Genomic DNA, 18,335 nt, shown 5'->3' on the forward strand with positions numbered 1-18,335 from the left:
GTTTGGACTGCGTTATAAAAAATGGTGCGGGTAGACGGTTCAGCCCAACGGGCTAGGCCCGCCATCGAACCTTGGTTCGATTCCCATGAAAGCGTCCGAACGCAAAAAAACGCAGACCGTTTGGACTGCGTTATAAAAAATGGTGCGGGTAGACGGAATCGAACCGACGCAACCAGCTTGGAAGGCTGGAGTTCTACCACTAAACTATACCCGCTTTGGTGGAGAGGGAGTAAACATCAGATCGTGGGGAGGCGCGTCAAGCCATTTGTGGCTCTTTTAGAGCGGCGGCTTTCGATTTTGCGACCGGCCTGTTGACGGTCGCGGGATCTCGCCCGGCTCAGCGGAAATGGGCGCCTTTCCCGCTCACGTACGGCGCATTCCAGACCCCTCTTAGGCGTTTAAACGTGAAAAGGGGCTTTTTGTGATATTATGAGGGTAAAAAATCTGCGAAGTGGACGTTTTTCCAGGAAGGAGAAAAGGGTTTTCTGGCGGTTCCTACTCAGTTTTTAGATTCGCTGCGGGTTCGGTGAGCCTCAAAGGGGCGCCTCAAAAGGTCTAAATCAGGGTCAAGCTCTAGGGTTTTGATGGAGGATACTCAGGTTGTTGCGCAGAATTAACCTTGAGTGGCCGATTTTTTACGTACTACCACTTAACGCGAAAGGATAGCCGTGCCGATAGCTTTTCTGCCAAAATGTGATATTCTCTTTTCCGGGTTTAGGATTCCGATCGAACTCATCTCTTCGGAGATGGCTAGGGTAACAGCAGGCTATATTCGATCGGGAGCTTTTGCTCACATACAAGAGTTGGATTCCTGGGCCGGCGATCTCAGATCGTCGGCCTTCTTGTTTTCCGGCATCGGCCGCGCCCCTGGTTTCTTATGGGGTTGCATGCGGCGCGGTCGCTGGGCAGAAGTCGAATCGCTGGCCTTATGCTGAGACCCTTCGCTACCGCTCTGATCGTGCTCTTGTTACTCGCCGTTTTGGTGGGCAGCTATGTTTTGACGCGGGACGAGGCCGCTTGGCGCGACGCTCAGGAACGCTGGCAGGCCTTTCAGGATAACGGCTTTCGGGCGCCTCGGGCGGATCAGGAAGGCTCGAGCGATGCGGCGACGGAAGATGGGGTTGGGACTGCTGAGGAAGAGGGAGCGGATTGGCGAAGCAGCCTGTCGCTCGGAGCGATCGACGAACGGGAGTTCGCGGATCGGCTGCTGGAGGAGAACGAGGTGGCGAGCGAGCTGCTGCTAGAGGCCTCTTTGAAAGACCTCGACGCTGCGGGGTTACAGGCGCGGTTCATCGAGTTGATGGCCCGGGATCTGGACGATCGGAGATCGGTGGAGTACGCTGGGCGGGTCTTGCGCGAGATCGCCAAGCTGGACCCTCAGATGGGGGTGGCTCTGCTTTACGAAATGACTCCGGCCGAGCGCGAGCAGCTGGTGCCGTCGCTGGCTCGCGGCTGGGTGGCGAGCGACCCCGCTGCGGCGTTTCGATGGATCGAGACGGCGTGGATCGACGTGGAGGGCAGCTTCATCGATCGGGATCTGCAGAACCGGCTTTTTGTAAACGCGATGGATGCCTTCCTCAGCGAAGATGGCGACTACGCCTTTGCTGCTTCGGTGCTGCATGGGGTGGTTGATCCTGAATTGAGGGAAACCTTGGTGCAACAGGTGGCAGAGCGCATGGTGATGGACGGGCCGGAGACGGCGTTCGCTCGACTGGCGGAGCTGGAAAACTCCATTTTGGATCAGTCGGTGTTGGACGCGGTAGCGGATCAGTGGGCGGCGCGCGACAGCGTGGGAGCGATGGAGTGGGCTTTGGGAAACGAGATGGATGTGAGCTCCAAGGCTGCTCGCAGCATCGCCAAGCAGCTTGTGCTCAACGGACAGACCGATTCGCTGCTGACGTTTTTCGCTGGCTTGGAGGATTTGGAAAAGCGCGACAGCGTGGCGGCGGAGGCGGCTCGCTTGTCGGCCCGACGCGACTTGGAGCGATCGGCGAACTGGGCTCTGGCGATCGAGGATCCGCTCGATCGGCGCCTGGCGGTGCAGGATGGTCTGAGAGAGCTCGGTTTCGAGAGTGTGCAGCGGACGGTGGCTTACGTCGAGGCGGTCTACGGCGAGCAGGGGGCGGATCGGGAGAGCCTGGTCTTCGAGTCGCTGGTTTCATGGCTCGAGGTGGATGAGGACGCTGTGGTGGACTTTCTTGGATCTGGGCGGGCGAATCTCTCTCAAGCGTCCAGCGAAGTCTTGTTGGAGCGCATCGGGCTCGCGCGGTAGCCGAGGCCTAGGACCGGTGTGGGGTCGCGCGGCTTGGTTTTCCGGAATCAGAGGCCTTGCCTTTGCGAGGCCTTGCGCGCTTGTGTGGCCGGTCTCGCGAAACGCGACAGTCGAAAATGAGAAACGTCATCTGCATGAAATGGGGCACGCGCTATGGTCCCGAATACGTGAACCGCCTTCGCTCCATGGTGCAGCGCCATCTGAGCTACGAGCATCGTTTCGTGTGCTTCACCGATCGTCCCGAAGGCATCGATGACGGAGTGGATGTGCTGCCGTTGCCCAAACTGGATCTGCCCGAGGGGGCGCCGGAGCGCGGCTGGAACAAGCTCACCATGTTTCCCGAGAAGCTGCACGATCTGGAGGGCGATACGCTGTTTCTGGATCTGGACGTGGTGGTGCTGGACAGCCTGGATCCGTTTTTCGAGGAGGAGGGCGAGTTTCTCATCATCAACGATTGGAAGTACCCGCGACGGGTGACGGGCAATTCGTCGGTGTTTCGCTTCCGTCCCGGAGCGCATCCCTACGTGCTGGACTACTTTCTCAACAACCTGGAGGAGGTGCGGGCCCGATTCCGCAACGAGCAGGCCTATCTGAGCGACCAGATCCACCAGCATGGCAAGCTCAAGTATTGGCCGGAGGAATGGTGCGTGAGCTACAAGTACCACTGCCTGCCCAAGGCTCCGCTCAACTACTTTTTGAAGCCGAGGTTTCCCAAGGGGGCCCGCATCGCCATCTTTCATGGAAATCCGAAGCTGCAAGAGGCCCTGGAGGGCACGAGCTTCTGGGTGCGCCGTTTCTCTCGACCCGCGGCATGGGTCGCGGAGAACTGGAAGTAGGGAGAGGCGTTTCCTACCGCAAGCGTCGGGCGGCTGCGGAGAGGTCGGCTACGGCGGCAAGGTGACTGCGGTTTTTGAGCGCGCCCGGAGGTCACGCTCCACCTGAGGAAGTTCGGGAAGGCGTCTGCGGCCGATTGTGAGTAAGTTTGTAAAGAATCTGCTTAACATCCCGCGAGCGGCTCGCAAGGTTTTGAGGCTATGTACGAAATGGTCGGAGCAGTTAAGGTTATCGAAGATACGCAGACGTTCTCTAGCGGCTTTTCTAAGCGGGAGTTCGTGATCACCACGGAGGACCGCTATCCTCAGGATGTGAAATTCGAGGCGACCAAGGAGAAGATAGAAATGGTGGACCGCCTGAAGGAAGGCGACCGGGTGAAGGTTTCCTTCAACATCCGCGGAAACGAGTACAAGGGGCGCTACTACGTGAACTTGCAGGCTTGGAAGATCGAGAACGCGGGCGGCGAAGTGGACCCGGCCTTGAATCAAGTGACCTCGGAAGCGGAGGGCGGCGGCAATTTGGACGACCTGGAAGAGTCGCCCTTCTAAGCGCTCGTCTCCGAGACCTGACTTTCGAACGCGGCTTGCTTGATAGCAGCCGCGTTTTTCGCGTCCGGGCGGTGTCCGAAAATGGAGGAAGACAGCGCGTGGCGCCGGTTAAAAGGGAGCCGCGTCGTCTTTCGGGTCCCAGTAGCCGATGGAGGAAATGTTGCCCGCTTCGTCGAGGGTGAAAACGGTGACCTTGCCTTTCTCCTGTGGCCAGTCGTCGAAGAGCCCGTCCTCGTCCATTACGAGGATGCGGTGGGCGTACTTGCGCATTTTCGGCAATGCGAAGGTGCTGGCGATGAGGCCCGGCATCCCATGGATGTTAGCCACGTAAACCGCGTCGTTTTCCGGAAGGAAGTCAGCTCCCTTTTCGTCCAAGTACTTGTTGGCCTGTTTCCCTGGCCCCATATCGAAGCTCACCAGCACGTAGCGCGTGTCTTGGGAAATCCCATACGGCTTTTCGTGTTGATCTTCCGCCTGCAGCTGCGGCATTGGGGAGCCGACCGAGAGGGGTTCGGCGAGCGAAAGGGAGAGTACGTTCAGGCCGATGGCGAAAAGGGACGCCAGGCGCAAAGGGTGTTTCAGCATGTTCATGGAGCCTTCTTAGCCGAGGAGCAGCGGATCTGCAACGTAGCTGTGGCTCTATGAATAAAAATTAATTTTTCGTTCAGAATCGGTTCATGAAGAGGCGCTAGGCTAGCGGTCATGATCAAGCCATTGGTTTCTTTCGCCGTCTTTTCTCTTTTGGCCGTGTGGGCCAGCGCCGGGTCCGTCGCGGTCGATCCGGAACGCTCCTCGGTGGAGGTGCAAGTTAAGGCGACGGGCCATTCCTTTCCGGTCGTTCTTACCGGCTATCAAGCGGATATCGAGTTGAGTCCGGAAGCGGAGGTATCGTCAGCCAAGTTCTCGTTTTCACCTACAAATCTCGTTTCCGATAACCGCAAGCGTGACAAGAAGATGCTCGGCTGGTTGGAAGTAGAAGCTTATCCGCGTATCGAGTTCGCCATGACAGGCGTTGAGCAGGATGGAAACGAAGGCCGCTTGCTGGGCGAATTGACTATGCACGGCGTGACGCGACCTGTGGAGGTGCCCTTCAAGATTGAACGGCAGGGCGAGCAGGTGACGATCTCCGGAACGTCGACAGTCAACCACGAGCCGTTCGACCTCGAGGTGATCACTATGCTGTTTTTCAAAGTGAATCCGGAACTCAATCTGACCTTCACCTTAGTAGGGTCGATCGTGGAGTAGCACATGACTATCTTGCGAACGGAACAGGAATTGGAGGAGGTCGTGCTGCTGGACGAGTCTGGCTGCGAGATCGGGACTCTCCCTAAAAACGAGGCACATCATAAGGCCACGCCGCTGCATCTAGCGTTTTCTCTTTTTCTCTTCGACGATGCCGGTCGCTTCCTGATCCAGCAGCGAGCATGGAGCAAGCTGACCTGGCCGGGCGTCTGGTCGAACTCCTGCTGCGGGCATCCTGCCCCCGGCGAGGCGATGGAGGATGCGGTTCGTCGCCGCGCTCGCTACGAGCTCGGAGTATCCATAGAACAGTTACGATGCGCGTTGCCTGACTTTCGGTACCGGGCGTGTTCCAACGGGATCTGGGAAAACGAATACTGTCCGGTCTGGATTGGGCAGGTGCTAGGGTATCCGGGCGAGCTTTGCTCGGACGAAGTAGCTGCGGTCTCTTGGGAGTCGTGGAACGACTTCGCCGCCGCAAGCGCTCGCCCGCAGGGAACTCGCTTCGCCGAGTTTTCGCCTTGGTCCTTGATGGAAGCTCGCCAGCTAAGAACCGCTCCGATCCTTGTCCAAGCTCTCGCTCGCTGGACCCGTTAACCATCTCTCAAAACAACCAATCACTCTTTTGCCGTATGCCATTCCAAACGTTGACCCAGCTTAAAGCGCTTCTGCCTGACCTAAGCCGCAGCGAGCGACACTTGAGAGATGCCTTGCTCTACGTGCTTGAAACGCAGGGCAGCTTGTCGCGAGCTCGGCTTGCTTATTCAGTCGGCTGCGAGCTGGAGCTCCCGGAGCATCGCCGAATCTGTCTCGCTGCGGGGATTGAGTTTTTTCATGTAGCGTCGCTTCTTCTGGATGACCTGCCCTGTATGGATGATGCGGATACGAGACGCGGGCGGATGTGCGCCCATCGTCGGTTTGGAGAAAGCTCCGCAATCTTGGCGGCCTTGGCATTGATCAACCGAGCGTACGCATTGCTTTTCGAGTCGTTTGTCGGACTCGAGCACGCGAGCTTGCGCGAAGCGAACCATCTTGCGGATGATTGCTTAGGGCTCGCTGGCATCGTCAACGGCCAGGCCTTGGACCTGAATTTTCAGGATGGATCACGAGATGCGGACGCGGTGGTCAGAGTGGCCTTGCTCAAAACGGGAGCGCTGTTCCGCCTTTGTCTCGTGTTGCCAGCGATCGTGGGAAACGCCAGTCGCTACGAAAAGATGCACCTTTCGCGACTCGCCGATGTTTGGGGCGTCGCCTATCAGGTGGCGGACGATTTGAAGGACGTGCTGCAGGGCGCACTGGTGACGGGTAAGAACGTGCAGCAGGACGAGACCCTCGGTCGACCGAACCTAGCGGTGTTGCTGGGGGTTGAAAAAGCGACGGGCGAACTGGGTCGGCTGTTGGGCGAAGCGGACGGAATTGTGCGAGCTCTCTCGGATTCCGAGGCGGATCGTTGGGTTGGCATTGCCCTGTTTCAAAAAGAGTTTCTCACAAAAGTGGAGCCTCTTCTAGCGAAGCAGGAAGTGGCATGAATTTCAGAAGGCTCGTCCTAATAAACGTATCCAGACACTGGGTGCGCTCGCTCATTGGGTGCGCGGGCATCGCTTTCGGAGTGGCGGCGATGCTCACCGTCTTGTCAGTGGTGCTGGGAGCCATTGGCATGTTCGAACGCATCCTCTCAAACGATAGTCACTACCTTGTTTTCGAGCGAAACGTTTCCGACCTGTTTTTCAGCAGTGTTCCGGAGGAGGCGGTCGAGGTAGTGAGACGTTTCGATTTGGTGGAATCTGCCAATCCGATGCTGTTCGGAATCGTCTCATCGGACGAAAGTCCGGTGATCACCTGTTTCGGCGTGAGCGCCCAGGACCCGAGAATGAGAGATTCGATCTGGCTGGAAGGAGAAAAGAAAGGCTTTGGCGAAGGCGACCGTTTGATCTACCTCGGTTCGCGAGCGGCGGCCTTTCTAGAAGCTAGGATCGGCGACGAAGTTCCTATCGGCAAGGAGTTGCTGACGGTGGGAGGCGTGCTGAAGATGGAAAACGGCTTCGAGGACGGAGGCGTCTTCATGCCGCTTCCGCTGGCGCAGGAGTTCTTTCATCGCGAAGGGTATTGTTCCGTGGTCTCGGTGAAGCTGAAGGACCGCGATCAAGGGGAGGCCTTCGAGGCGGCGGTAAGCGCGCGCTACGACGATCTGATCGCTTTGGAAAACGAGGAATTCAGCCAGAGCTACAGCCAGTTCAAAATTCTCTCCGCGACCGCATGGGCGGTAGGAGTGTGCGCGTTTTTACTTGGAGGTATGGGAGTTGCGAATACAATGCTCATGTCGGTGTTTAGCCGCATTCGCGAGATTGCTATCTTGCGGGTGGCTGGATTCTCCAAGTCACAGGTAGGGTTGATGATTATCGGCGAATCGCTCCTACTAGCGATCGGCGGGTCGACGGCGGGGTTCGGAATTGGCTATCTCGCTCTGCTGGTGATGAAGAACATCCCGCAGTTGAACGGCTATGTCAGTCCGCTCGTGGAAGCGCCGATCGTCGCTGGCGTGGTGGCGGTCGCCTTTCTCACTAGCGTGGCCGGTTCGCTCTATCCAGCCTGGCACGCGACGCGTATCCAACCGGCTGAGGCGCTTCGATATGAATAATCCGAGACGAATGAACAAGGCGCCAATCGTGGCTGTGCGCACTGTATCCAAAAGTTTCGACGATGGCACGATTCAGGTACTCTCCAACGTTACCTTGGATATTTATCCCGGCGAGATCGTGGCGCTTTGGGGGGCTTCGGGGTCGGGAAAAACGACATTGCTGCACCTGATGGGCGGTTTGGATGCGGCGGATTGCGGAACGATCGAGCTCGATGGACTCAATCCAGCGAGCGAGGAGGATCGCCTTCGCCTGAGGCGCGAGAAGGTTGGATTCGTTTTTCAACTACATAATCTGATCCCGGATCTTTCCATGCAGGAAAACTGCATGATCACTGCGGTGGCGACGAAGGGAGACGGCAAGGCGTACAGTCGACGTTTCAAGCAATTGAGCGAGCTGCTTGGCATTGATCACCGAAAGGATCGACGGATTCAGGAGCTATCCGGTGGCGAGCGCCAGCGGGTGGCGATTTGTCGCGCTCTGATGCATTCTCCCCGCGTGATTCTGGCCGACGAGCCAACGGGTTCGCTGGACGAGCAAACGGGGGAAGCGGTCTTCGATATCCTGAAGGAAACTGCTCGGCAGGAAGGCGTCACAGTGGTGATGGCGACGCACGAGCGGCGTTTTGCGGAGGCTTGTGATCGAATCGTGCAAGTACGGGGAGGCGTCGCCAAAGCGCTGTGACGGGATTGAACAGCAGTCAAATGGCGTTGATGCAACGACTGATCGCCAGAGTTAGTATTGCTTGGCTATTGTTGGCCAATGTGATCGGTTTGTGGCTGGCTAGCTTGTTGCTTTGGCCGCGGCTGGGCGATGGCGTCGCTCCGTTTACCTATGGGCGTTGGATGCCGCTGCACATGGATTGGCAGCTGTACGGCTGGTGTTCTCTGCCGCTGCTAGGCATCCTTGCTGTTTGGTATTGGAATCATAATGACAAGGCTCTCGAGCGAGCCCGCTTAGCATTCGCTCTTTGGTCGGCAGCGTTGCTGGTGGGTGGCATATACTGGTTGCTGGGCGAGGCCGTGGGGAAGCCGTTTCTGAATTGGGCCGGCGCTTCGAGATGGTTTTTCGCCGGTACGCTGGTGGCGATCTGGCTTCTGCTATGTCGCGGATGGTGGGAAGGAAGCAAACGGACGTTCCGATCGAAAGGGGAAAGGCTCGGGATCTGGATTCGCGGAATCGTGGCCGCAGCGTTGGGGGTGGTCCCGTTCGTATTGTATTTCGTTTCGGATACGCGAGTCTACCCGCCGGTCGACCCAGATAGCGGTGGGGCGACAGGTCATTCCTTGCTCGCCTCGACCTTGGGGATTGTCGCGCTGATGGGTGGATTGCCGCGTTTCGGTCTTGGACTTGGGATCGCTGCGGAATCGGAAAAATCGGCGATTCTTCGGGAGCGGGTATACTGGATGTTTTACGGGGTTTCGATTGTGGTGTATTTGCTGATACAGCACGGAGACGCTTCTAATCGGCACTTCGATCAGATCGCTGGCCTCGGTTCATTGCTCGTGTGGCCATTGCTTCTCTTGTGGTATTGGCGGGTATTTCAGTGGAGTCCTAGCTCCCGTTGGTGGAGAGTGGCGTTCTTTTTCTGGTGGGCCATGCTGGCTCTCGATGGATGGGTGAGCTTTCTCCCAGGGGTTCTGGAGTTTGTTAAGTTCACCAATGCCATGGTGGCTCATGCCCATCTGGCAATGGCAGGAATGGTGACCGGCCTCAATATGATCATCCTGCTGGAGCTAGGATCGGATGACGTTTCGCGGGCCAGCCTTTCGCGACCGCTTTGGTGTGTAGTGTGGAATTTCGCGTTGCTCGCATTTGTAGTGGTATTGACCCTACAGGGGGTGCGGGAGGGGCAGCAGCCGGGGCGCCTCTTCTACTTCGACGAAGCGACAGAGATCATATACGGAGTCCGATGGGCTTCCGGTGCTTTGATGGTGCTGTGCAGTTTGGTCTGGCTGGGCGGGCTGGTAAAAAGGAGGGACGTGAGATGAAGCGTATTCGTGATTGGGTATGTCTTGGCGCAGGGTTGATGGATGCGGGCACAGGCGTGATGCTGGTCGTGGCGCCGCTTTTCACTTACCGATTGATGGGCCTAAGTATCGAAGGCGTTGATTCAGCGTTCACGCGCTTTATAGGCGCGTTCGTTTTTTCGGTGGGCGGACTGTACCTCTTTGCTTTTCGGGAGGCGGTTGCGGGCCGTCGCCAGAGTTGGAATGCGCTTTGGCTCGCTACCGCCTGGATACGCCTATGGGTGGGAGTGGTCACCTTAGGGCTTATCTCAGCTGGAGGGCTCGAGTTCGCTTGGATCTCGGTGCCAGTGTCTGATTTGGCCTTGGCAGTGTATCAGTGGTCGAGTCGCGAGCGAAAGGATTGGGGAAACGATGTCTACTAGTCAGAATTGGAGTCGACGCGACGCCTGCATATCCGCAGCAGTGATCGCGTGCGCGTTCATTTATTTCCTTTTGTTCGCGCAGTTTGCCTTGCTGCATCGTATCGAAACGTTGGATGCGGAAAAGCGTTGGCTGCAACCGGTGATGATCTGCATGGGGCTGGGAGGCGTTTCAGGGAGCTTGTTGGCCTGGCGCCGTTTTCGGGTCTCCAATTCGGATCAGCAGCTCTTTTTCGGTTTCTTAGGGAGTGGCGTCATGGCGGTCCTCTCGACGCTCTGTTTTAGTCTTCCCTGTTTTCTCGGCGTCGGCTTTGGAGTAGGCCTCGCTCTTGGCTTTCTCACTGTCACAATTGTGCCCATTTTGCGACTACGCGTCGAACCGAAGAGATTGGGACGTTGTTGCGCGGCGGGAGTGGGGATTGCTTATGCGGTTTGTAATCTGCCATTTCTCTTCAAGGCAGCTCCGGATTTTCAATGCATGGTAGCTGCGATGGTTGTGGGTGTGGGCGCTTGCCTGCCGTTTGCATTTTCCGGTCCGGCCAAGAAGGCGAGAATGAGCGGCGATGCGGGGATGGAAGGGGAGCAGAACCTGGCGAAGGGAGCAGGAGTCTGGGGTGTCATTGTGATCTTCGCTCTGCTCGTGTGGCTGGATTCTGCGGCGTTTTACGTTATCCAAGAAACGGATACGCTGCGAGGCGTCACTTGGGGGGAATTCGAGCAACTTTGGATCTTGGCAGCTGGTCACTTGCTGGGAGCGGGTATCGCAGGATGCTTGATTGAAAACGAGAAACTGCTTTGGGTGTTGGGCTCGGCCTTGTCGTTGCTCGTTCTTGGTTCGTTTGGGATTGTCCATGGAGAAGGGCTCTGGTCGATGATTTCCGTCAGCGGATACGTGCTCGGAGTATCGTTCTATTCCACGGCTTTGGTCGCATTCGGAGCGTTGAGCGGTGAAGCGAACGGGGCCTGGCCGGTAGCGAAACGCGCCGGCATGCTCTTCGCTCTGGCAGGCTGGGTGGCCTCTGGGATGGGGATTGGCATGGCGCGCGATCTGAGCACCATCCCCGTCGGGTTTTTGGCGGCAGCGGTAGTGGTCGGCCTCGCGTCGCTTTACGGCTTGAAGCGTCTTCGGGTCTCGGGAGGTGTTTGGGGATGAAGCTTGTGGTGACATTTGCCGCATTGGCGCTGATGTCGGTTTTCGCGGCCCGCAAAACCAGCGCTCCCGTAGGGAGTCTGGAATTGGGCAAGCGCGTTTACGTCGCCGAAGGCTGTATCCACTGTCACTCCCAGTACTCGCGGCCAATCGATTTGGATGCTGATCTGTATGGTCCCGCAGCGGTCTTGCCGCTGCAGGAAGGACAATCGGTATTGATCGGAAATCGTCGGCAGGGACCGGATTTGAGCAGCGTCGGTTTACGGCGTTCCCGCGAATGGAATCGCTTGCACTTGATTAAACCAGCGGCGGTGACTCCTGGAAGCCGCATGCCCAGCTATGGCTATCTTTTCGAGGGGGAGGAAACGAAGGGGGAAGCGCTGTTGGACTACCTGCAGTCGCTAAAAGGGGCGAATGAACAAGCTTGGCTGCGGCATCGAGAGAATTGGACGCCCGCCAACACCACCGGATCGGGAAGTCTCGAACGCGGAAGGCGATTGTTCGCTGAATACTGCGCCCAGTGTCACGGTTCCCAAGGCGATGGGACTGGCGATATCAGTTCCAACTTTCGTCCCTCTCCGGCCGACTTGCGAGGCGATGGCTATCGGTTCGCGCCGAAGAGTCTGCAGCCCGAGCTGCGCAGGCTACGACTCCAGCGTATCGTGAAGTATGGAATTTTGGGTACGTCGATGCCGGGTCATGAGTATTTGACTGACCAGCAGGTTGTGGATTTGGTAGAGCTCTTAACGGATTGGTCCGAGACCGATCCCCGCAGCAGATGAGGATATTGATAGTCGAGGACGAGTCTCGAGTCGCACGTTTCATCGAAAAAGGTTTTCGAGAGAACGCGTATGCCACCTCATGGGCTCGGAGTTGCGCCGAAGCGAGCGACCTGCTGAGCGAGGGTGAGTACGATCTGATCGTCTTGGATTTGGGCCTGCCTGACGGCGATGGGCTGACTCTTCTTAAGGAGTGGCGCGACTGCGGTTTCGAGGAACCGGTGGTTATCTTGAGCGCTCGGGATTCTGTGGCGGATCGGGTGAGCGGTTTGAATCTTGGCGCAGACGACTATCTGCCCAAACCCTTTTCTTTCGACGAGCTGTTGGCTCGGGCCCGTTCGTTGATGCGGCGTCAAGGAAAGGTCCGACAGACGATCTTGAGGTATCGCAACGTGACGCTCGACCTATTGGCCCGTACCGCTCGCGTGGATGAGAAGGTGATGGAGTTGACCAATCGCGAGTTCGCCTTGTTGGAGCTGCTGATGCAAAACCAAGGCCGTGTGCTGACGCGCACCACAATCGGGGAACGCATTTGGGAAGCGCAGTATGAGATGCAGACCAACTTGATCGATGTATACATAAGAAAACTACGTCAGCACCTCGGCGACGAAGGCGATCCTCCGTTGATAAAGACGGTGCGAGGCGTCGGGTACATGATGCCATGAACTCGATTTCGTTTCGGCTCACGATTTGGTACGCTCTTGCGGCAACGATCACCGCGGCGTTGTTCCTCTGGGTGGGACGGTTCGCGTTGGAATCCAGCTACATCGCGGGAATCGACGATCTGAACGACAAAGAGCTGGAGGAAATCGCTCCGCGTATCGAAGCGAATTCCGGTTCGGACGAGGAAGTGGTGGCATCGGTATTGGAGCATACTGAGATCGATGCGTCTTTGTTTTTCTTTCAGATCGGAAGAAACGATCGCTCGGCGTTCTTCACCAGCAGCAACATGGCTCGTCACACGTTTCCCGAAGCGGTCCATGGTCAGCCGCGAGTCACCATCGAGGACGAGCACTTAGGGAGGCTTAGGGTCGCTGAGTATAAGGTGAGTGGATACGATCTGCACATCGCGTCTTCTTTGCAAGGTTGGGACACGCTCAATGCCGGTCTGGTAAGATTGGCCTCGGTGATCCTGGTGGGCGTCTTCGTCGGTAGCTTGGCGATAGGGTATCTGCTCAGTCGCCTGGCTCTCAACCCGATCGCCAATATTCAAAAGACGGCCAGTCGAATCGGCGCGGAGAATCTGAGCGAGCGTATCGCGGTACCGAATACGAAAGATGAGATCGCCCGTTTGACGGTGTTTCTCAACGAGATGTTCGAGCGCTTGGAAGCCGCGGTATTGCAGGCGCAGCAGTTCGCTGCCGACGCGTCGCATGAGTTGAAGACGCCTCTCTCGCTGGTTCGCTTGCGAACGGAGGAGCTCTTGAGCCGAACGGGCGACGGCTGGCCGGAGGCCCGGAGCGAGCTGGAAGGGCAGCTGGAGGACATTGAGCGGCTCACGCGTGTGATCGACGACCTGCTGCTTGTTTCCAAAGCGGAAGCGGGGGTGTTGAAAATGAATGCGCTCGAACGAGCGAGCAAAGAGTTTCTGGAGGACTTCGCGGAGGACGCTCGGGCGCTCTGCGAAGATGAAGGTGTGCGCTTCGAGCTTAGTTTGCGGGCGACCCCGCTGGTTAGTTTCGACGATGTCTGGATGAGGCACACGCTTTTCAACTTGTTGTCCAACGCTTTGAAGGTGACGCCCCGAGGGGGCGAGATCGCCCTTGTTTCCGACGTGAACTCGCACGCTTGGACGCTCGAATTGCGAGATAGCGGGCCGGGATTGCCCGCGAGCAAGCTCATCCGTATATTCGATCGCTTCTACAGCGAGGGATTTGATGAAGAGCGTAATCGGGGGACGGGGTTGGGCTTGGCTTTGTGTCGCTCGATCGTGGATTTGCACAAGGGCCGCATCTCGGCGCGAAATCGCAGCGAGGCAAGCGGCTTGATCCTGCGGATCGAGATTCCGCTGAAGGGAGCGTGAATGGAGGCGGGCGACAGGTGGAAAATACACTCTGGATTGAAGCTCGCCGAGGAAACAGGTAACGCGTATCCAGAACGTTGCGACGTAGAAGGATCGAGCGAGCTGCCGCAGATCGTCTGGTTGGGGCATGGTTGCTTCTTTATACGATGGGGAACGGCGCGATTGGTGATCGACCCTGTATTCAGCAAATGGATAGGGACAACGCGACGCCTAGTGCCAAGTCCCGATTGCATGCAGCTGAAACCAGTGGATCTTGTTCTGTTGTCCCACGGTCACATGGACCATTTGAACAGTGCAAGCGTGGCCGCTCTTGAGCCGAAGGGGATCGTCCTGCCTCGAAAGACGGAGCGTTTCCTCGCGAGGGCCCTTCGGCCCCTGACGACCGGGTTGAGCCTCGGCGAGCGTTTCCAATGCGAGGACATTGAGATCGAAATCGTCCCTGCCGCGCACGGCGGCTGGCGTTATCCTTGGCAGCGAGGGTATTTCGCGTGTGGATACATTCTTAGAAAAGATGGCAAGGCTTGCTACCTGGCTGGCGACACCGCTAATGGGCCGCACTTTGCGGAGATTGGGAAGAGGGATTGCATCGACGTGGCGGTCCTACCGATCGGAGCCTATGCGCCGCGTTGGTTCTTGAAGACGCGGCACATAAATCCGGAGGAAGCGTGTCGAGCGGCCTTGCAGCTCGGCGCGAAGCGGGTGATTCCCGGACACTTCGGCAGCTACCGTCTGAGTCTGGAGCCCATGGACGAGCCGATGCGGCGGTTCTTAGCGGAAGCGAAGCGGCTGGAGATCGACTGGAGATTGCCATACGCCCTTTAGCCGTTGCGCGATGCATTGCCGGAGAGGTTCAACGCGGGCTGATCGATGAGTACGGTCGGTTGAGTTTGCGGGCGGTCTTTTTGGCCTTGGCAGCGGTTTTGCGCAGCATGTCGTAGGGGAAGTAAGTCATGCGCCGCAGACCAGCCACGTTGGAGAGCGTGACGAAGGTTTGTCGCATGGACGAGATGACCTCCTCGCGCACCTGTTTCTCCTCAACGCTGCCGACTTCCTCCACCAGCGACAGGCGATGCAAGGAGTAGAAGCCGGCCAGGATGGCGGCGATGAAGACGAAATCCAGGCCTCGCAGGATGAGAGCTGGAATCTCCAGAGGTTCCAGACCCTGTGCCAAATCGCTTTGCCAAAAGAGGCGAATGCTGAGCTCCTTTTGGTCGAAGTAGTGACCGACGAGTCCGCCCACGATGGGGCCGATGGTGGCGGCGATGCCGCTGAAGAAGGCGTTGGTGGCAAGGTAAGCGGTCGCCTCCTTTCTCGGAGCCAGCTTGAGAGCGATGTTGGCGACGCAAAGGGTGAAGCCCGCGGTGGCGATGCCGCCGATCAAATGGATGAGCACCAGAATCGGCACGCTCAGGGAGTAGCGCTCCGGCATGGTGGTCAGCGGATAGAGCAGGATCATCAGCAGAAAGAGCGGGCTGGCCACCTGCAGAACGGATTTGTTGCTGAACTTGTCGGCGGTGTTTCCCCAGATGCGGAAGAAGAGAACGTTGGTGATCTGGCTGAGCACCGAGAGCAGGATCACCGTCGAGAGGCCGATCCCGATGCGGTTGAGCATATAGACCGCGAAGAAGGCGCCCGCCATGACGATGGTGAAGTTCCACGATGCGGTGAAGGCCAGCAAGCGGCGAAAGTTGCGGTCTCGCAGGGGTTTGATCAGCATGGCGAACAGCGAGACCTTTTCGGCCGGCTGGGGCACGGGCTCGGGAATTTTGTTTAGAGCCCGCACGCCGAAGAGCCCGATGAGGGCGGAAACGGAAAACAAAGCGGCGTATGGCAGGACCGGGTCGTCGATGCGCTCACGGGCCGCGTCCATGCCGAAAGCGGCTAGAATGGTGGCGGCGGCGACGAAGCCGGTGGCCAGAGCCATGCGTTTGCCCATGAATGAGCCGAAGCGATTCTCGGGGATGAAGTCGCGTATCCAGGAATTGAATCCGCACCCGCTGATGCCCGATAGGGCGAAGTAGACGCAGAAGAAAAGCAGGAAGGCCTTGAGGGCGAGCGTTTCCGGAAGCAGCCAGGCGCAGAGGGCGGCGGCGATGAGAAACAGGCGCCCGATCGCCGCGAAGACCACGGTCACGATCTTGCGGTTTTTGAGGCGCTCGACGATGAAGATGCCAGGAATCTGCATGATCTGGCTCAGGGGGCCGACCGCTGCCAGGAAGCCGATGACCAGATTCGAGGCGCCCAGCTGGATGGCGAGGGCGACCAGAAAGGCTCCTCCGGTGAGCAGGATCATGAGCTGGCCGCAGACCCCATCCACCATGAGCTGCTTGAGTCCGCTTTCGGTTTCGTCCGAGCTGATGTTTGGGCGTTGTTTGAAAGATTCCCACATGCCCACCGTTCAAGCAAGGAACGCGCCCGGGTTTCGGACCCTCGATGGGAAGGCCTTTCGACAGGGAAGATCGCCGGTCCGAAGCGCCCGGCTGGTGCGTCAGTCGATGTATTTGCTAAACAAATACGTGGCGACCTGATCCAGGTTTGCAAATGCCTGCGGCCCGCCGTCGTTTGTGGCGACGAGCACCGCCAGATCCTTTTCCGGCAGGATCCACATCATGGCCATCCACATTGTGTTCGAGCCCACCATCTGAAAGGCACGACCTCCGAAGGGCTCGATGTCGTGGGCCAGCCAGCCGCCGACGGCATGATTTTCGCTGTTTTTCAGAGTGGAGCGTAGCTTCGCCAGGCTGTTCGCGTCCTTCAGTAGGGGAGCCGGTTCTCCCTTCAAGTGGTAGCGAGCGAATTTGGCCCAATCCGTGATCGAGGCATGGGCGGTGGCGGCCGGTCCGATAGCGTCGGGATTGTCCGATTGCGGGCCCGGGGGCACGGCTATCCCGTTGCGATGGCCCCATGTCTCGTCGACAGCGCCGGGAGAAGCTGGAGCTCGGAAGCCGGCCGACTCCATGCCTAGGGGGTGGAAGACCTTTTCCGCGAGCAGCGACTCCCACGCTTGGCCGGTGACGGTTTCCAGCATGACCCCAGCGATAGCGTATCCAAGATTGGAATACACGGATCGAACGCCCGGCTGATAGCTGGGAGCGTTGGCGAGTAGATCGCTGGCGAAGGAGAGACGCTGCTCCGTCGGGGCAAGCTGGCCTTGATCCTTCCACGCTTTGAGCCATGTCGACTGCGGCGGATTGGCGGCGAATCCGCCGGTGTGGGCTAGCAGCTGGTCGAGCGTCACCGATGCGAATTCGGGATGGATGGTTTCGATTCTCGACTCGAGCGCTTCGCCGATGGTGGAATCCCAGCGAATGGATCCGCTTTCCACTAAGATGGCGGCGAGAGTCGCTGTCAGGCTCTTGGTGCAGGAGCCAAGGTGGTATTTGTCTTCGAGCGTCACGCGGGTGGGGTCGCCGATCTTTCGCACGCCCACCGCCGCGGAATCCAAGGTTTCTTGAGAGCTGATGGCGATGGCCGCAATGGAAGGCAAACCGCTGCTTTCGACCTGGGCTGCCAAGACCGATTCGAGAGAGCCTTCAGGTTCCGCAGCGTTGAGCGGAGCGAGGCAAAGGCCGACCGTGCCGGCGAGAAACGTGAGGTGGCGCTTGTTCATGCTTTTGGTTTGCGAAGCCAGGCGCGGGTTGTCGAAGTGATAATACCGAAAATTATGAGGTATCAGAAAGTGATACCTATCTAAGGCTTATGGAACTGGAATTTGGAAAAACGGAAGCGGGGCGATTGTTGAGCGCCTTGAAAGGCTTATTCAAGGAGCGGGGTCTTGGGTACAGCGAGCTTGCGGAGCGCTTGGAGGTTTCGTTGCCAACTATGAAGCGTCTGCTCAACAAGAGCAACTTGCCGCTGGACCGCATGCTGGAGCTTTGTCGCATCGCAGGGGTCGAGCTATCGGAGGTGATTTCGCGGGCGGAGGCGCAGCGTCCGCGGCATGCGCTGTTCACGGAGGAGCAGGACCGGCTATTCGCTGAGCGGCCGGAATTCATGGGCTTTTTTCTTCGATTGGTGGAGGAGGGGAAAACTCCGCTGGAGATCGAGCGCCAGGCAGGCATCAGCCGCTTGTCGACGGAGCGTTATTTGATTGGCTTGGAGCGGGTGGGATTGCTGGAGCGCTTGGAGGGGTTGCGGTGCAAAGCTCTGGTCCGGCCGCCCTTTGGCTTCGGTCCGGGGAGTCGCGTTTTGCGCCAGCAGCAGAAGCGGTTCATGGAGCGGGTGACCGCCAGCGTGGTGGAAGGGCAGTCTGGCTCGTTCGCATTGATGAAACCGCTTAGTCTGAGCCCCGGGCTGGCGCAGGAGATGCGGACCGAGCTGGTCGAGCTGCTGGATCGATACGCTTTTTTCAGCGCTCGGGCGGAATCTCGGGGCGCGGGTCATGACTGGAACCTCGCGGTGGCCCTGGCCCCTGCGGGAGATCCGGACCAGCTGCCGGCGATCGTGGAGCTGGAGCGACTGTAGG

19 protein-coding genes and 1 tRNA gene are annotated in these 18,335 nt (G+C 58.2%); 16 read left to right on the top strand and 4 right to left on the bottom strand.

Annotation, left to right across the window (positions count from 1 at the left end):
* Nucleotides 1-140: 140 nt before the first annotated feature.
* Nucleotides 141-214 (bottom strand) — tRNA-Gly (locus tag QEH54_RS04410).
* Nucleotides 215-928: 714 nt separating this feature from the next.
* Here QEH54_RS04410 and QEH54_RS04415 point away from each other — a divergent pair.
* The 3 genes from QEH54_RS04415 (at nt 929) to QEH54_RS04425 (ending at nt 3,654) form a co-directional block, all read left to right on the top strand.
* Entirely contained in the window at nt 929-2,272 is a 1,344-nt protein-coding gene (locus QEH54_RS04415) for a hypothetical protein (protein ID WP_309017421.1), read from the top strand.
* Nucleotides 2,273-2,388: 116 nt separating this feature from the next.
* Nucleotides 2,389-3,108 (top strand): hypothetical protein, encoded by a 720-nt coding sequence (locus tag QEH54_RS04420; RefSeq protein WP_309017422.1) that lies wholly within the window; start codon nt 2,389-2,391, stop codon nt 3,106-3,108.
* 198 nt (nt 3,109-3,306) lie between these two features.
* Nucleotides 3,307-3,654 (top strand): DUF3127 domain-containing protein, encoded by a 348-nt coding sequence (locus tag QEH54_RS04425; protein ID WP_309017423.1) that lies wholly within the window; start codon nt 3,307-3,309, stop codon nt 3,652-3,654.
* Between the two features lie 108 nt (nt 3,655-3,762).
* Here QEH54_RS04425 and QEH54_RS04430 read toward each other — a convergent pair whose 3' ends face one another.
* On the bottom strand, nt 3,763-4,239 hold the full coding sequence (locus QEH54_RS04430) for a hypothetical protein (RefSeq protein WP_309017424.1): 477 nt from the start codon (nt 4,237-4,239) through the stop codon (nt 3,763-3,765).
* A gap of 117 nt (nt 4,240-4,356) precedes the next feature.
* Here QEH54_RS04430 and QEH54_RS04435 point away from each other — a divergent pair, with 117 nt between their 5' ends.
* Genes QEH54_RS04435 through QEH54_RS04490 form a run of 12 tightly spaced genes read left to right on the top strand, consistent with a single transcriptional unit; the run spans nt 4,357 to nt 14,692 of the window.
* Nucleotides 4,357-4,899, top strand: a complete 543-nt coding sequence (locus QEH54_RS04435; protein WP_309017425.1) for a YceI family protein — start codon at nt 4,357-4,359, stop codon at nt 4,897-4,899.
* A 3-nt stretch (nt 4,900-4,902) separates the two neighbouring features.
* Complete coding sequence (gene idi / locus QEH54_RS04440) at nt 4,903-5,490, top strand: isopentenyl-diphosphate Delta-isomerase (RefSeq protein WP_309017426.1); 588 nt, start codon at nt 4,903-4,905, stop codon at nt 5,488-5,490.
* A gap of 35 nt (nt 5,491-5,525) precedes the next feature.
* Nucleotides 5,526-6,422, top strand: coding sequence for a polyprenyl synthetase family protein (locus tag QEH54_RS04445; protein ID WP_309017427.1), 897 nt, complete (start codon nt 5,526-5,528; stop codon nt 6,420-6,422).
* Nucleotides 6,419-7,531 carry an ABC transporter permease gene (locus QEH54_RS04450; protein ID WP_309017428.1) on the top strand — a complete coding sequence of 371 codons (1,113 nt, stop codon included), beginning with the start codon at nt 6,419-6,421 and terminating at the stop codon, nt 7,529-7,531. The genes QEH54_RS04445 and QEH54_RS04450 overlap by 4 nt, the downstream gene beginning before the upstream one ends.
* A gap of 10 nt (nt 7,532-7,541) precedes the next feature.
* Nucleotides 7,542-8,213, top strand: coding sequence for an ABC transporter ATP-binding protein (locus QEH54_RS04455; protein ID WP_309017429.1), 672 nt, complete (start codon nt 7,542-7,544; stop codon nt 8,211-8,213).
* Nucleotides 8,214-8,242: 29 nt separating this feature from the next.
* A complete protein-coding gene (locus QEH54_RS04460; protein ID WP_309017430.1) occupies nt 8,243-9,520 on the top strand; it encodes a hypothetical protein in 1,278 nt (425 codons plus the stop codon).
* Nucleotides 9,517-9,921 carry a hypothetical protein gene (locus QEH54_RS04465; protein WP_309017431.1) on the top strand — a complete coding sequence of 135 codons (405 nt, stop codon included), beginning with the start codon at nt 9,517-9,519 and terminating at the stop codon, nt 9,919-9,921. Before QEH54_RS04460 ends, QEH54_RS04465 begins: the two co-directional genes overlap by 4 nt.
* The gene (locus QEH54_RS04470) at nt 9,911-11,071 is read left to right on the top strand and encodes a hypothetical protein (RefSeq protein WP_309017432.1); all 1,161 of its coding nucleotides are present in this window, start codon (nt 9,911-9,913) and stop codon (nt 11,069-11,071) included. The genes QEH54_RS04465 and QEH54_RS04470 overlap by 11 nt, the downstream gene beginning before the upstream one ends.
* Complete coding sequence (locus tag QEH54_RS04475) at nt 11,068-11,850, top strand: cbb3-type cytochrome c oxidase subunit II (RefSeq protein WP_309017433.1); 783 nt, start codon at nt 11,068-11,070, stop codon at nt 11,848-11,850. Before QEH54_RS04470 ends, QEH54_RS04475 begins: the two co-directional genes overlap by 4 nt.
* Nucleotides 11,847-12,512 (top strand): response regulator transcription factor, encoded by a 666-nt coding sequence (locus QEH54_RS04480; RefSeq protein ID WP_309017434.1) that lies wholly within the window; start codon nt 11,847-11,849, stop codon nt 12,510-12,512. Before QEH54_RS04475 ends, QEH54_RS04480 begins: the two co-directional genes overlap by 4 nt.
* Nucleotides 12,509-13,870, top strand: coding sequence for an ATP-binding protein (locus QEH54_RS04485; protein ID WP_309017435.1), 1,362 nt, complete (start codon nt 12,509-12,511; stop codon nt 13,868-13,870). The genes QEH54_RS04480 and QEH54_RS04485 overlap by 4 nt, the downstream gene beginning before the upstream one ends.
* A complete protein-coding gene (locus QEH54_RS04490; protein ID WP_309017436.1) occupies nt 13,871-14,692 on the top strand; it encodes an MBL fold metallo-hydrolase in 822 nt (273 codons plus the stop codon).
* Between the two features lie 28 nt (nt 14,693-14,720).
* Here the strand turns inward: QEH54_RS04490 and QEH54_RS04495 are convergent, their stop codons facing one another.
* Together QEH54_RS04495 and QEH54_RS04500 are read right to left on the bottom strand one after the other, a co-directional pair.
* Nucleotides 14,721-16,259, bottom strand: a complete 1,539-nt coding sequence (locus QEH54_RS04495; protein WP_309017437.1) for an MFS transporter — start codon at nt 16,257-16,259, stop codon at nt 14,721-14,723.
* A 99-nt stretch (nt 16,260-16,358) separates the two neighbouring features.
* Nucleotides 16,359-17,480 (bottom strand): serine hydrolase domain-containing protein, encoded by a 1,122-nt coding sequence (locus QEH54_RS04500; protein WP_309017438.1) that lies wholly within the window; start codon nt 17,478-17,480, stop codon nt 16,359-16,361.
* Between the two features lie 89 nt (nt 17,481-17,569).
* Between QEH54_RS04500 and QEH54_RS04505 the strand changes: the two genes are divergently transcribed.
* Entirely contained in the window at nt 17,570-18,334 is a 765-nt protein-coding gene (locus tag QEH54_RS04505) for a helix-turn-helix transcriptional regulator (protein ID WP_309017439.1), read from the top strand.
* Nucleotide 18,335: the final 1 nt, after the last annotated feature.

The sequence above is a fragment of the Pelagicoccus sp. SDUM812003 genome (assembly GCF_031127815.1).
In the GTDB taxonomy this organism is placed as follows: Bacteria; Verrucomicrobiota; Verrucomicrobiia; order Opitutales; family Opitutaceae; genus Pelagicoccus.

Excerpts from the sequence above, each read along its gene's own strand:
- QEH54_RS04435 (WP_309017425.1), top strand. The coding sequence starts at position 4,357 with ATGATCAAGCCATTGGTTTCTTTCGCCGTCTTTTCTCTTTTGGCCGTG.
- QEH54_RS04465 (WP_309017431.1), top strand. The coding sequence starts at position 9,517 with ATGAAGCGTATTCGTGATTGGGTATGTCTTGGCGCAGGGTTGATGGAT.
- QEH54_RS04485 (WP_309017435.1), top strand. The coding sequence starts at position 12,509 with ATGAACTCGATTTCGTTTCGGCTCACGATTTGGTACGCTCTTGCGGCA.
- idi (WP_309017426.1), top strand. The coding sequence starts at position 4,903 with ATGACTATCTTGCGAACGGAACAGGAATTGGAGGAGGTCGTGCTGCTG.
- QEH54_RS04455 (WP_309017429.1), top strand. The coding sequence starts at position 7,542 with ATGAACAAGGCGCCAATCGTGGCTGTGCGCACTGTATCCAAAAGTTTC.
- QEH54_RS04460 (WP_309017430.1), top strand. The coding sequence starts at position 8,243 with ATGCAACGACTGATCGCCAGAGTTAGTATTGCTTGGCTATTGTTGGCC.
- QEH54_RS04500 (WP_309017438.1), bottom strand. The coding sequence starts at position 17,480 with ATGAACAAGCGCCACCTCACGTTTCTCGCCGGCACGGTCGGCCTTTGC.
- QEH54_RS04445 (WP_309017427.1), top strand. The coding sequence starts at position 5,526 with ATGCCATTCCAAACGTTGACCCAGCTTAAAGCGCTTCTGCCTGACCTA.
- QEH54_RS04425 (WP_309017423.1), top strand. The coding sequence starts at position 3,307 with ATGTACGAAATGGTCGGAGCAGTTAAGGTTATCGAAGATACGCAGACG.
- QEH54_RS04475 (WP_309017433.1), top strand. The coding sequence starts at position 11,068 with ATGAAGCTTGTGGTGACATTTGCCGCATTGGCGCTGATGTCGGTTTTC.
- QEH54_RS04505 (WP_309017439.1), top strand. The coding sequence starts at position 17,570 with ATGGAACTGGAATTTGGAAAAACGGAAGCGGGGCGATTGTTGAGCGCC.
- QEH54_RS04430 (WP_309017424.1), bottom strand. The coding sequence starts at position 4,239 with ATGCTGAAACACCCTTTGCGCCTGGCGTCCCTTTTCGCCATCGGCCTG.
- QEH54_RS04420 (WP_309017422.1), top strand. The coding sequence starts at position 2,389 with ATGAGAAACGTCATCTGCATGAAATGGGGCACGCGCTATGGTCCCGAA.
- QEH54_RS04480 (WP_309017434.1), top strand. The coding sequence starts at position 11,847 with ATGAGGATATTGATAGTCGAGGACGAGTCTCGAGTCGCACGTTTCATC.
- QEH54_RS04490 (WP_309017436.1), top strand. The coding sequence starts at position 13,871 with ATGGAGGCGGGCGACAGGTGGAAAATACACTCTGGATTGAAGCTCGCC.
- QEH54_RS04495 (WP_309017437.1), bottom strand. The coding sequence starts at position 16,259 with ATGTGGGAATCTTTCAAACAACGCCCAAACATCAGCTCGGACGAAACC.
- QEH54_RS04470 (WP_309017432.1), top strand. The coding sequence starts at position 9,911 with ATGTCTACTAGTCAGAATTGGAGTCGACGCGACGCCTGCATATCCGCA.
- QEH54_RS04450 (WP_309017428.1), top strand. The coding sequence starts at position 6,419 with ATGAATTTCAGAAGGCTCGTCCTAATAAACGTATCCAGACACTGGGTG.
- QEH54_RS04415 (WP_309017421.1), top strand. The coding sequence starts at position 929 with ATGCTGAGACCCTTCGCTACCGCTCTGATCGTGCTCTTGTTACTCGCC.